The organism is Streptomyces bottropensis ATCC 25435, from assembly GCF_000383595.1.
In the GTDB taxonomy this organism is placed as follows: domain Bacteria; phylum Actinomycetota; class Actinomycetes; order Streptomycetales; family Streptomycetaceae; genus Streptomyces; species Streptomyces bottropensis.
On sequence record NZ_KB911581.1, the window covers coordinates 4,049,894 to 4,062,882 of the forward strand.

Annotated in this window: 8 protein-coding genes; 5 read left to right on the plus strand and 3 right to left on the minus strand. The window is 73.2% G+C overall.

The features are described from left to right. Window positions 1-39 precede the first annotated feature (39 nt). Window positions 40-924, minus strand: coding sequence for a MurR/RpiR family transcriptional regulator (locus STRBO_RS0117910; RefSeq protein WP_005475251.1), 885 nt, complete (start codon window positions 922-924; stop codon window positions 40-42). 210 nt (window positions 925-1,134) lie between these two features. Here STRBO_RS0117910 and STRBO_RS0117915 point away from each other — a divergent pair, with 210 nt between their 5' ends. From STRBO_RS0117915 to STRBO_RS0117940, 5 genes are all read left to right on the plus strand, one after another. Continuing rightward, a complete protein-coding gene (locus STRBO_RS0117915) occupies window positions 1,135-1,920 on the plus strand; it encodes a sugar isomerase domain-containing protein (protein WP_051085248.1) in 786 nt (261 codons plus the stop codon). A 423-nt stretch (window positions 1,921-2,343) separates the two neighbouring features. Further along, window positions 2,344-5,280, plus strand: a complete 2,937-nt coding sequence (locus STRBO_RS0117925) for a SpoIIE family protein phosphatase (protein WP_005475248.1) — start codon at window positions 2,344-2,346, stop codon at window positions 5,278-5,280. Window positions 5,281-5,395: 115 nt separating this feature from the next. After that, the gene (locus STRBO_RS0117930; RefSeq protein WP_005475247.1) at window positions 5,396-6,967 is read left to right on the plus strand and encodes a sugar ABC transporter ATP-binding protein; all 1,572 of its coding nucleotides are present in this window, start codon (window positions 5,396-5,398) and stop codon (window positions 6,965-6,967) included. Then, complete coding sequence (locus tag STRBO_RS0117935) at window positions 6,964-8,061, plus strand: ABC transporter permease (protein WP_005475246.1); 1,098 nt, start codon at window positions 6,964-6,966, stop codon at window positions 8,059-8,061. The genes STRBO_RS0117930 and STRBO_RS0117935 overlap by 4 nt, the downstream gene beginning before the upstream one ends. Before the next feature lie 77 nt (window positions 8,062-8,138). Next, the gene (locus STRBO_RS0117940; RefSeq protein WP_005475245.1) at window positions 8,139-9,305 is read left to right on the plus strand and encodes a substrate-binding domain-containing protein; all 1,167 of its coding nucleotides are present in this window, start codon (window positions 8,139-8,141) and stop codon (window positions 9,303-9,305) included. 79 nt (window positions 9,306-9,384) lie between these two features. Here the strand turns inward: STRBO_RS0117940 and STRBO_RS0117945 are convergent, their stop codons facing one another. Together STRBO_RS0117945 and STRBO_RS0117950 are read right to left on the minus strand one after the other, a co-directional pair. After that, a complete protein-coding gene (locus STRBO_RS0117945) occupies window positions 9,385-10,614 on the minus strand; it encodes a PP2C family protein-serine/threonine phosphatase (RefSeq protein WP_005475243.1) in 1,230 nt (409 codons plus the stop codon). Window positions 10,615-10,993: 379 nt separating this feature from the next. Next, window positions 10,994-12,490: an FAD-binding protein gene (locus STRBO_RS0117950; RefSeq protein WP_028796721.1), complete on the minus strand. Its 1,497-nt coding sequence runs from the start codon at window positions 12,488-12,490 to the stop codon at window positions 10,994-10,996. Between the last annotated feature and the right edge of the window lie 499 nt (window positions 12,491-12,989).

A 12,989-nucleotide genomic window follows, 5' to 3' on the forward strand; every position in this document is an offset into this window, starting at 1 on the left:
TGCAGGGTCGGACGGGTCGCGCGGTCCGCCCCCGACGGTTCAGCGTGGGCGCCGGGACTTCACCGCGTGCGCCCCCGCGATGTGGTCGGTCAGGGCCAGCGAGGCGCTCGCCCGCTGGTAGGAGAGCTGGGCGACACGGACGTACAGGCAGTCGATGAGCATGAGCACCGAGTGGCGGGCGCCGATGCTGCCGGTGCGGAAGCTGGTCTCCGAGGAGGAGGGGATCAGCCGGATGTCGGCGGCGCGGGCCAGCGGCGAGCGCGGGTCGGCGGTCAGCGCGACGGTGGTGGCGCCGCGCTCCCTGGCCAGCTCGAACGGCTCGATGGCCTCACGGGTGGCGCCGGAGTGGGAGATGCCGATCGCCACGTCCGCGGGGGTGAGCAGGGCGGCGGAGGTGGTCGCTGCGTGCACCTCGGTCCAGCCGCGCACCGCGCATCCGATGCGGAACAGCCGGGTCTCCGTCTCCTGGGCGACCGCGCCGCTGCCGCCGACGCCGTACACGTCCACGCGCCGGGCGCGGGCCACGGCCTGCGCGGCGCGCTCGACGGAGTCCAGGTCGATCCGGTCGATGGTCTGCTGGACGGCCCGCAGGTCGGCGGTGCCGACCACCTGGACGACCCGCTCCAGGCTGTCGTCGGGGGAGATGTCCGGACCGATCTCCGCACTGCCCCACTCCGAGGACTCGCCCCGGCCCCGCTCCTGGGCCAGCTCGATCAGCAGGTGCTGGTACGAGTCGAGGCCGATGGCGCGGCAGAACCGGGTCACGGTGGCCTGGGAGGTGCCGGTACGGCGGCCCAGCTCCGCGGCCGAGCAGTGGGTGACGGCGGCCGGATCCTCCAGGATCAGCTCGCCGACCTTCCGCAGGGAGCCGGCCAGCCGGGGCAGCTCGGTGCGGATCAGGGTCGTGACATCGGTCGAGGGCATGCACAGAAGGTATCAGCCACCCGTTGACGCGACGGCTGAATATCAGGACCGGAACTTCGCGCCCGAGTGGGTGCGTGAACTGCGCCATTGCCCCGGACGCCGGGCCTGTGATTCAGTGATTCACTGAATGGTAAGTATGAGGTGGTTCAATCCATCAGTGGGGAGTCCCAGGTGTCCGACGAGTCCACGCACGAGTCCGCGACCGAGCCCGTGGCCGAGTCCGCGACCGAGCCCGTGGCCGAGCCGGTGGGCGCCGACCGCTTCGCGCGCGAGGGCCTGGCCGTCCTGAACCGCCTCGCCGATTCCGCCCGCGCCGACGTGAGCGCCGCCGCCACGCTGATCGCCGACTGCGTCCGCGCGGACGGCGTCGTCCAGGCCTTCGGCACCGGCCACTCCCAGGCCATGGTCCTCGAACTCGCCGGTCGCGCCGGGGGCCTCGTGCCCACCAACCGGATCCAGATGGCCGACCTCGTCCTCTTCGGCGGCGACCACCCCAGCGGTCTCGACGACCCGCTCCTCGAACGCGAGCCCGGCATAGCGGTCCGCCTCTACGAACTGGCCGACCCCCGCCCCCAGGACCTCTTCGTCATCGTCTCCAACTCCGGCGTCAACAACGTCATCGTCGAGATGGCCCTGCACGCCAAGGAGCGCGGCCACCGCCTCCTCGCCCTCACCTCCCTCGCCCACACCCACGCCGTCCCCGCCACCCACCCGAGCGGCAGGAAACTCGTCGACCTCGCCGACGTCGTCCTCGACAACGCGGCCCCGCGCGGCGACGCCCTGCTGGAGCTGCCCGGCGGCGGCGCCGTCTGCGCCCTCTCCACCCTGACCGGCGTCATGCTCGTGCAGATGACGGTCGCCGAGGCGGCCGCCCGGCTCCTCGCCACCGGCGACCGCCCCCCGGTCTACGTCTCCGCCAACGTGCCCGGCGGTTTCGAGAGCAACCTGGAGCTGGAGCGGCGGTACGCCGGACGGATCCGGCGCACCGCCGGGTGAACACCCGCCAGGGCACCGGGACGGGCGTCAGCGCGACCGCCGGGGGACAGGCGCGGTCGGCAGCGGTGCCCCGGTGGTGCCGGACGTGGTGTCGACGCCCCGTCCCGGTGACAGGCCGAGGCCGTACGCCTGACCGGAGACCAGGAACGTCGGCTCGGTGTCGTGGCTCGCCGTGTCGATCGGAGTGACGGTCGAACCGGGGCATGGGCCCTCACCGGCCGCCCGCCTCGCCGTGACCGTCTTCGAGAGGTTCCTGCCGGAGGCCCCCACCCGGAGCGACCGCCCCTTGGCCCGGTGCCCGCCGACTGCGTCACCGCGGGTGAGTGGAGGCGCGAACCGTGACTCGTGTTGCTGATGCCCGTATCCTCGTCAATGCCAGATATTTCCGATAAGCGGATTGTCCAGTGCGCGAGTGAGGCCAGCGTGGTGCGGTCCGACGGCGAGCCGATACTCACGGGACGTGCGACAGACGGCACGGGCTCCTCCCTTTTTCGTGACCGGGGCCCCGTCCTGTCCCGTGAGCGGTTTCTGCAGGGTGAGTCGCCGGCGACCGGTGTCCGGGCGTCGATCCTCAGCTCCTGGCAGCGGTGCCGGTCCCTCGGGCTGTCGCCGGACCGGTCCGACCTCCCTTTCCGGGACGACTTCGACCGGGACGACCGGATCGCCCGCGCGGCCGTGCCCGTCCTCGACCGGCTGGAGTCCAAGTTCGCCGGCAGCGCCATGAACATCTCCGTCGCCGACGCGAACGGCACCGTCCTGCTGCGCCGCTTCGGAGAGGCCTCCCTGGCCAGAGGGCTCCCGGACATCCAGACCGTCCCCGGCTTCGTCTTCGCCGAACAGTTCGCCGGCACCAACGGCATCGGCCTCGCCCTGGCCGAACGGCGGCTCATCCGGGTCTACGGCGCCGAGCACTTCGCCGACCGCTCCCAGGCCAGCGCCTGCCGCGCGCTCCCGGTGCGCGACCCGCTCAGCGGCCGTATCGAGGGCGTCCTGTGTTTCGGATATCCGCGCGCCTTCGAGCACCCGGCGCTGGACGGTGTGATCCGCAAGGCGGCCGCGGCCATCGAACGGCGGCTGCTGGGGCAGAGTTCCGTGCGCGCACGTTCCCTGCTGCGGGCGTACCTGGACGCCGGGACCGAGCCGGGCGCGCGCCGGGGGCACAGCGTCGGCGTCGAGGAACTGGTCCGCGGGCTGCGCCCCGCCGACCGGGCCACCCTCCTGGAGAAGGCCGCCGAGCTGATCTCCCGCGCGCAGCGGGCCGCCGTCGACGTACCCCTGACGAACGGCCTCCGGGTCACCCTCGTCAGCCGCCCGATGACCAGCGCCTCCGGAGTGGAGGGCATCGTCGTCGAGGCGGTCCTGCCCGGGGCCTCACGGCACGAGGCCCTCGCCACCCCACGCCGGACCGAACCGGTGCCGAGCCGCCTGCCCGCCGAGCCCGCGCGGTCCGTCGAACCCACCGGCGCCGCCACGGTCCGGCGCCTCCACGGCTCCCCCCTCGCCGGGACGCCCGGCCCGCTCACCGCCGTCCCCGCCCCCGGCCACCCGCACACCCCCGCACCACCACCGGCCGGGTTCGCCGCGGCCGTCGACCTCGTCGCCCCCGACGACATCACGACCGACGAACTCACCGCCGACGGCGCCCCCGCCCCCGACAGGGGACTCCTGCTGGTGGGGGAGCCCCACGTCGGCACCTACGCCCTGGCCGCCCGCCGCCGGCTGGAGCTGCTGTCCGAGGCCAGCACCCGTATCGGAACCACCCTGGACGTGCGTCGCACCGCCCAGGAGCTCGCCGAGACGGCGGTCCCGCGCCTCGCCGACTACGTCACCATCGACCTCGCCGAGCCCGTGCTGCGCGGCGAGGAGGCAGCGGACCCGCGCGACGACCTGCGCCGCACGGTGGTCCACGGCATCCGCGACGACCTCCCCTTCAGCCCGGTCGGCAAACAGGTCGACTACGGCCCCACCGTCCCGCAGCTGCGCTCCCTGACCAGGGGGGAAGCGGTGCTGGAGCCGGACCTGAAGGCGGCCGCGGGCTGGCTCGCACAGGACCCCGAGCACACCGACAGCCTGCTGAGCCACGTCCACTCCCTCATCGCGGTCCCCCTGGTCGCCCGGGGCGTCGTCCTGGGCGTCGCCGCCTTCTACCGCGCCCAGGACCCCGCCCCCTTCGGCGACGACGACCGCTCGCTGGCCCAGGAACTCGCCACCCGCGCCGCCCTGTCCATCGACAACGCCCGCCGCTACACCCGCGAACGCACCATGGTCCTCGCCCTGCAGCGCAGCCTCCTCCCGCAGGGGCTCCCCGACCAGGACACCGTCGAGGTCGCCCACCGCTACCTGCCCGCCGAATCCGACGTCGGCGGCGACTGGTACGACGTCATCCCGCTCTCCGGCACCCGCATCGGACTCTTCGTCGGCGACGTCGTCGGCCACGGCATGCTCTCCGCCGCGACCATGGGCCGGGTCCGCACGGCGGCCCGCAGCTTCGCCGAACTCGACTTCCCCCCGGACGAGGTCCTCACCCACCTCGACAACCTCGTGGGCCGACTGGACCGGGAGGACCCCGTCTCCGACGGCGGCGGCATCATCGGGGCGACCTGTCTCTACGCCGTCTACGACCCGACCTCGCAGATGTGCAGCCTGGCCCGCGCCGGCCACCCGCCGCCCGCCCTGGTCGGCCCCGACGGCACCGTGTCGTTCCCCGAACTGCCCGCCGGACCTCCCCTCGGCCTCGGAGGGCTGCCCTTCGAAGCCGTCGACATCCACCTGCCCGAAGGCAGTCAGCTCGTCCTCTACACCGACGGCCTCATCGAGGACCGCGACCGTGACGTCGACGTGGTCCTCGACCAGCTGCGCGGGGCGCTGGCCCACACCGAGCGCACCCCGGAGGAGACCTGCCGGGTCGTCCTGGACACCGTGGCACCCGCCCATCCGGGCGACGACATCGCCCTGCTCGTCGCCCGCACCCACGCCTTCGACCCGGGGCGGATCGCCACCTGGGAGCTGCCCGCCGACCCGGCCCGCGTCAGCGAGGTGCGCGCCGCCGCCCAACGCCAGATGGCCGAGTGGGGCCTCGACGAAGCCGCGTTCGCCGCCGAACTGATGCTCAGCGAGCTGGTCACCAACGCGATCCGCCACGGCGCCGGACCCATCCGGGTACGACTGCTCCGCGACCGCTCCCTGATCTGCGAGGTCTCCGACACCAGCAGCACCGCTCCACATCTGCGCCGGGCGGCCACCACCGACGAGGGCGGCCGGGGTCTGTTCCTCGTCGCCCAGCTGTCCCAGAGCTGGGGCACGCGCTACACCCCGGAGGGCAAGGTCATCTGGGCCCAGTGCGGGCTCGACGGCGGCTGACGCGACCGACGTCGACCGGTGCTCAAATGCCGCGAAGGAAGCGATATCGGTGGTTAGTATCGCTGGCGCAAGCAGAAGCCGGAAGAACTCGCCAGGCCGACCCCCGGAGCTGTCCGTGCACGACGCTCACGACACCTCTGCGCAGCCGGTCCCGCCCGGCGGGCCCGAACCACTGGTCCGCGTCCGGGGCCTCACCAAGCGCTTCGGCGCCACCCTCGCCCTGGCCGGCGTCGACCTCGACGTGCACGCCGGCAGCGTCCTCGCGCTCCTCGGCCCCAACGGAGCCGGAAAGTCCACCCTCATCAAGATCCTCGCCGGCGTCCACCGAGCCGACGCGGGCCAGGTCACCGTGGACGGACAGCCGCTCGCGAGCCGCACCGCCTCCCCCCACCTCGCCTTCATCCACCAGGACCTCGGCCTCGTCGAGTGGATGACGGTCGCCGAGAACATCGCCCTGAGCACCGGATACGCGCGCCGCGCCGGACTGATCTCCTGGCGACGCACCCGGGAGGGCTGCACCGAGGCGCTCGCCCTCGTCGGCGGACACCTCGACCCCGACGCGCCGATCGCCCGGCTCGCCCCCGCCGAGCGGTCCCTGGTCGCCATCGCCCGCGCCCTGGCCACCCGGGCGAAGCTCATCGTCCTCGACGAACCGACCGCCCGCCTGCCCGCCGCGGACTGCGCCCGCCTCTTCGGCATCCTGCACACCCTGCGCGACCGGGGCCACGGCATCCTCTACGTCAGCCACCGCCTCGACGAGGTCTACGAGGTCGCCGACACCTTCGCCGTCCTGCGCGACGGCCGCCTCGTCAGCCACGGTTCGACGGCGGACCACAGCCCCCTGCGCCTGGTGCGCGAGATCACCGGCGAGGAACCGGCCGCCCACCGTCCCGCACCTGCCCGGGCCCACCCGCGCCGTGCCTGCGCCCCGGGCGCCCCGCCGGTCCTGGCCCTCGACGGCGTGAGGACCCCCGGTGCGGGGCCGGTCGACCTGGAGCTGAGAGCGGGAGAGGCCCTCGGCCTGGTCGGTCTGTCGGGTGCCGGGCACATGGACCTCGGCCGGGCCCTCGCCGGCGCCCGGCCCCTCCTCGGGGGACAGGTCCTCCTCGACGGCGGCCCCTACCGCCCCCGCACCGTCGCCGACGCCGTCCGACGCGGGGTCGCCCTCGTCCCCGGCGACCGGCAGCGCGAGGGCTGGCTCCCCGGACTGACCGTGCGGGAGAACCTGCTGGCCAACCCCCGCGCCGGAGACGGGCCGGCGCCCCGCTGGATCGGCCCCCGCCGTGAACGCGCCACGGCCGCCGCGCTCGTCGAACGGTTCTCGGTGCGGCCGCGCGACACCGAGGCCCCCATCGCCGTCCTGTCCGGCGGGAACCAGCAGAAGGTCATGATCGGCCGCTGGCTGCGGACCGGTCTGCGCCTGCTGATCCTGGAGGAACCCACGGCGAGCGTGGACATCGGCGCCAAGGCGGCCGTCCACCGGCTGCTCGCCGAGGCACAGGCCGACGGCCTCGCGGTCCTCCTCATCTCCACCGACTTCGAGGAGGTGGCGGGCGTGTGCGAGCGGGCCCTGGTCCTCGTCCGCGGAGCCGTGACCGCCGAACTGACCGGGGCGGCCCTCACGGTCGCGGCCCTCACCCGGGCCGCCTCGGCCATGCCCCCCGCCGGAACCGCGACGGCCCCATGACCGCCCCGCCCTCCCCGTCCGCACCGCGCCCCCGCCGCCCGCCCACGCCGAGGGGGCCCGCCCCCGGCACCCGTACGGGCGGGCAACTCGTCGGCGCCTACGGCCTCCTGGGCCTGACCGCCCTGCTCGTCCTGTTCTTCTCCCTGACCCTGCCGCGCACCTTCCCCACCCTGGACACCGTCGACTCGATCCTCTCCACCCAGTCGATCCCGGCCGTCCTCGCGCTGGCCGCCATGGTCCCCATCGTGACCGGCGCGTTCGACCTGTCCATCGGCTACGGTCTCGGCCTGGCGCACGTCATGGTGCTGTACCTGATCGTCGACGCCGGCTGGCCCTGGCCGCTCGCCTGCCTCGCCGTGACCGTCGGCGGGACGGTCGTGGGCGTCCTCAACGGCGTCATCGTCGAGTTCGGCCGCATCGACTCCTTCATCGCCACCCTCGGGACCGGCAGCATGATGTACGCCGTGACCGGCTGGGTCACCGACGGCAGCCGGATCGTCCCCGGCCCCCAGGGCCTCCCGCCCGCCTTCACCGACCTCTACACCTCCACGTTCCTCGGCCTCCCGGTCCCCGCCTTCTACGTGCTGGGGCTCACCGTCGTCCTCTGGCTGGTGCTGGAACGGCTCCCGGTCGGCCGCTACCTGTACGTCGTCGGGTCCAACCCGCGCGCCGCCGACCTCGTCGGCATCCCCGTCCGCAGGTACACCGTCTGCGCCTTCGCCGCGTCCGGCCTGATCGTCGGCCTCGCCGGGGTACTGCTCGCGGCCCAGCAGCAGATCGGCAATCCGAGCGTCGGCCTCGACTACCTGCTGCCCGCCTTCGTCGGCGCCCTCCTCGGCTCCACCGCGATCAGACCCGGCCGTCCCAACGCCCTGGGCACCCTCGTCGCCGTCACCGTCCTCGCCGTCGGCCTCACCGGCATCGCCCAGATGGGCGCCGACTTCTGGACGGTGCCCCTGTTCCACGGCGGCACCCTGCTCCTCGCCGTCGGCCTCGCCGGATACGCCGCCCGCCGCCGCATGCACACCGGCGTCCTCGCGGCCCGCGACGCACCCGTCGACCCGGCGGAACCGCCGCCGGGCGGTATCCCATGACTCCGGTCGCGCGCCCCGCCGCACCCCCGCCGCCCCCCGGCCGCGCCCTCCCGCTCGTCCCCTCGCGAGGAGCCCTCGTGCACCACAGAAGCAAGACCGCCGCCGGTGCCCGCGGAGCCCGGTGCGCGGCCACCGCGCTGCTGACGGTGACGACCGTCCTGCTCGCCGGCTGCGAACGCGGATCGTCGAGCGATCCGGAGACCTCCGCCTCGGGCCCCAACGGCTGCCCGAAGGTCCATGCCGAGGCCCGGGCCGCCGTCGGCCGGGCGGAGCGGACCGACATCCCCTGGAACGGCCCGACCTCCGGCCCCGAGGCCGTGAGCGGCAGAACCATCGTGTACGTCGCCCAGACCATGACCAACCCCGGAGTCGCGGGTGCCGCCGACGGCGTCCGGCAAGCCGCGCGGGTCATCGGCTGGAACGTCCGGGTCATCGACGGCGGTGGCACCCCCGCCGGTATCCAGGCGGCGATGAGCGAGGCGGTGACGCTGCGCCCCTCGGGCATCGTCGTCGGCGGCTTCGACCCCGGCGCGACCTCGCGGCAGATCGCCCGTGCCGAGCGGGCGGGCATCCCCGTCATCGGCTGGCACGCGGTCGCCGCACCCGGCCCCAGCAGGCGCCCCGCCCTCTTCACCAACATCACCACCCAGGTGGAGGATGTCGCCAGGATCAGCGCGCAGTGGGTCGTCTCGACCTCCGACGGCGACGCCGGGGTCGTGATCCTCACCGACGCCTCCATCCCCTTCGCCAAGAACAAGTCCGACCTGATCAGAGCCGAACTCGCCACCTGCGCGGGCGTGAAGCTCCTGTCGTACGTGAACATCCCGATCCCCGACGCGAGCAGCCGCACCCCCCGCGAGGTGGCCTCGCTCCTGTCCCGCTTCCAGGACCGGTGGACCCACTCCGTCGCCATCAACGACCTGTACTTCGCCGACGCCGCGCCCGCCTTCCGCGCGGCCGGCAAGGACGGCTCGGGTCCGCCCTTCAACATCGGCGCCGGGGACGGCGACCCCTCCGCCTTCCAGCGCGTCGACAGCGGCCAGTACCAGGCGGCCACCGTCCCCGAACCGCTCACCCTGCAGGGCTGGCAGATCGTCGACGAGTTCAACCGCGCCTTCTCGGGCCGCCCGGCCAGCGGCTATGTGGCTCCCGTCCACATCAGCACGGCTGACAACAGCGAAGGTGCCACGAGCTGGGACCCGTCGGGCTACCGGGAGGGGTACCGGAAGATCTGGGGCAGGTGACCGCGCCACCTCGTCCGCGCGTGCGCCCGACGGCCCACGCCGGGTGCGGCCGCGGTGCCGGCTGCCGCCGCCGCGGTGGTCACAGACGCAGGACGATCAGTGCCGTGTCGTCAGTGTTGCCGGAGGGCGGGAGGAGATCCGCCAGCAGGGCGTCGGCCAGGGTCTCGGGGTCGTGCTCGCGGTGGTGGGTCAGGGAGTCGGCGAGGCGCCGCAGGCCCGTGTCGATGTCCTCGGTGCGGCGCTCGATCAGCCCGTCCGTGTAGAGGACCAGGGTGGAGTCCTCGACGAAGGACGTGCGGGCCTCGGGCCGGGCGGCGTGGGTGGGCCGGGCGGCGAGCGGCGGGTCGGTGGCGTGGTCGAGGAAGGTGACGGTGCCGTCGGGGTGCATGAGGGCGGGCGGGGGGTGGCCCGCGCAGCTGTAGGTGATGGTGTGGCTGTCCCAGTCGATGAAGGTCGTCACCACGGTGGTCGACTCGGCGCCCTCGACGGAGCGGGCGTAGAGGTCGAGGGCCTCCAGCGCCTGCGCCGGACCGTCGGAGAGACGGGTGGCCCCGCTCAGGGCGCTGCGCAGCTGCCCCATGGCGCAGGCGGCGGCCAGACCGTGGCCGACGACGTCCCCCACGGCCACCGCGAGACCCTCCCCGGGCAGGCCGACCAGGTCGTACCAGTCGCCGCACACGTTCAGCGCGCCGATGGCCGGCCGGTACCGTACGGCCGCGTCGTGCTGTCCGGTCGGGCCGGGCGGGGGCAGCATCGCGGCCTGCAGGGCCAGGGCCACCTCGCGTTCGTGGGCGTGGGCCGTGCGCAGCCGTTCGTTGACCTCCTGCAGTTCCCGGGCGCGGGTGTACAGCTCGGCCTCCAGCACCTGGGCCCGGCCGGCGCCTCCGGGGCCGCCGCGGGCGCGGAGGAGTTCGGTGACCTCCTCCACCCGGTGGACGATCAGGGCCACCTTCCCGTCGGGGCCGATCACGGGTGCGTTGACCGGACTCCAGTAGTGCTCCTGCCAGGAGCCGGGGCGCTCGGCGTCCTCGATGTCGTAGCGGAGCAGCGCCATCGTGTCGCGCTCGCCGGTGACCACCGCGCGCAGCATCGACTCGCGGGTCTCCCGCATGCCGGCCGCGGCCGGTTCGTTCGGGTTCTCGGGGAAGACGTCGAAGATGTAGCGGCCCAGCAGCTGCTCGCGGGAGCGCCCGGCGAGCCGCAGGAAGTCGTCGTTGGCGTCGACGTACACGAGATCGGGGGTGAGCAGCGCCACCATGCCGGGCAGGGCCCGGAAGACCTCCGCATAGTCGATATGCGGTTCCCTCATGTGCAGCCTGCCTTGGCGCCGAGCGTCGGTGTGCCGTTCCACGATAGGCGTGAACGGGCCACGGGACCCGGCAGATCCGCAGCATCGCCGACATGCTTCGGCCGCTCCCGCCACGCGGGACGTCCCACGTCTCTCCCGCACCACCACGTCCCGGCCGCCCCCGGGCCGCTGACCAGCCACGCGCATCCGATCGGGTGGGAAGGACCGAAAGAGTGAAGCCCGGAAAGAGCGCTTGATCCGCCCTCTCCGGTCTGCTCCACTCTTTCGCGCTCTTCTTCGGGCCCTTCTACGCCGTTCCGCACCACGTCGGACCGCGCCCGTCAGACCGCGCCCGTCGGACGGTGACCGTCGGACCGTGCCCGTCGGACGGTGTCCTGGGTCAGAAGATGCCCGGGCCGGGGGTCAGGATCCCGCACGGGTCGTAGCGCTGCTTCCACTCGGAGAACCGTGGCCACATCGAGCCGTAGTGCGCCCGCCAGTCGGCCGCGGTGAACGCGCACGCGCCGTGCGGGTAGCGCACCCCGCCCACGGCCGCCGCGTCCTGGTAGAAGCGGTAGTTGCGGTCCATCATCCGTGCCGCGAAGTCGGGGTCGGGGCCGGAGCGCGCGGCGTCGGTCAGCACGCTGACCAGCCAGACCCAGGGCCCGCCCGCATCGCTGGGCAGCCGCAGCAGCGGTCGGCGGTAGCTCGAACGCAGCATCGGGAAGATCAGCCCGAAGCCGGTCGGGCCCAGGTCCTGCGCGGTCAGCGACGAGAACACCGACGCGACGTACTCCTCGACGGCGTCGTCCGGCAGGAACAGGTCCGACCAGGGCTTGACCTTCGCGTCCCAGTCCAGGTTCGCCGCGAAGGAGTCGTACATGGTGGTGACCAAGGAGATGTAGTCGAGGTAGGGGGAGTCCTCGAAGGCCGCCGTGGCCGCGGCGGGGCTGAGACCGCGCAGCAGGTGGGACGTGTCGGGTGCGTCCCCGGGGTTGTGGAAGACGGTGGCCCACAGTGTCAGGGGCTGCGCGGTGCCCGGCTGGGGGATGCTGCCGAGGGAGTCGAACTCGCCCCGGTTCGCCAGGACGCGGACGTCCCGGAAGAACGTCGGGATGTCCTGGTACCCGATCCGGTACGTGCGGGCCAGCCGTTTGGCCGGCACGAGGTCGACGGTGGCCCGTGTGATCACTCCGCACTGGCCGAGCCCGGCGAGCGCCGCCTCGAACAGGTCGGTGTCCTGCGTGCCGGAGCACCACCGCAGCCGGCCGTCGCCCGTGACCACCTGCAGCCGATCGGCGTGGTCGACCTGGGCGCCGGCCCGGTAGGCCGACATCATCCCGATGCCGCCCATGGACAGGGTCCCGCCGACCGTCGTGCCCAGGTAGCTGGTGACCGACGCCGGGGTGAGGCCCCGCTCGTACGCGGCCTCGATCAGGTCCTGCCACAGCACACCGGCGTCGACGTCGGCGCCGTCCGTGCCGATGGAGTGGATGGTGTCCAGCGACCGCATCTCGATGACCAGGCCACCGCTCACGAGCGGCTGGCCGAACATGGCGTGGTGCGCGCCGGCCGGCGCGACCTCGATGCCGTGGTCGGCGCAGAAGCCGACCATCTTACGGATGTCCTGCACGGAACCCGGCCGGAGTACCGCGCACGGTCTGAGGAACACGATGTTGCCCTGGTCGTGCGCATTGGCCGCGAGGGACGCGGCGTCGAAGACGAGGGTGCCGTCGAGCGGGGGCACGGTGGCGAACGCGGAGTTCTCCGCTGCCGCCGCCTCGGGCACCCACTGCCGGGCGATCAGGTCGAAGCCGGCCACGAGGGCCACCGTCCCGGCTCCGAACCGAGCCAGGAACTGACGCCTATTGAGGGCACTGTGTTCTTTGTGCGACATGACAGCCTCCGTGATGTCGACGCGGCGGATCGTCGGCACGCCCGCCGCGGGTTCGTCGTCCTTTTCTCGGAGCGGAATCAGCCGGGCGAGCCGTGCCGGCCGGCGGCCGGGCACCGCGGTGCGTGCCGCGACCCGAGCCCGGAGCCGGGCCGGCGCTCCCCACGCACAGCGATCTCCCCCTGACGTTCCGCTTACCGCCCATCATGACTTCCGGGGGCTTTCCGCGCGACGGTCCGGATCATCAACCGCGGTCCGAGGCCAGGCAGGTGGACGACTACACGAGTCAACGCCGTCCGGGGGTACGGCAGTCGTCTGCGGCAATGCGGCTTGTGCCCGTGTTCAACACATTCCGGTTGGGCTCAACTGCCGGGACAAGTGCCCTGGTTGACGCCTCGTCATCAGCTTGAGTGATGATACGATCACGGCACTTACCGAGTGGACGGATGGGTGCAAAAGGAGCATCCGTCGTCCTTGGTGAATTCCTCGTGGCAACCCTGGA

Bases quoted from the DNA above. Each gene is read 5' to 3' on its own strand.
- STRBO_RS0117910 (WP_005475251.1), bottom strand. From the start codon at position 924: ATGCCCTCGACCGATGTCACGACCCTGATCCGCACCGAGCTGCCCCGG.
- STRBO_RS0117935 (WP_005475246.1), top strand. From the start codon at position 6,964: ATGACCGCCCCGCCCTCCCCGTCCGCACCGCGCCCCCGCCGCCCGCCC.
- STRBO_RS0117945 (WP_005475243.1), bottom strand. From the start codon at position 10,614: ATGAGGGAACCGCATATCGACTATGCGGAGGTCTTCCGGGCCCTGCCC.
- STRBO_RS0117950 (WP_028796721.1), bottom strand. From the start codon at position 12,490: ATGTCGCACAAAGAACACAGTGCCCTCAATAGGCGTCAGTTCCTGGCT.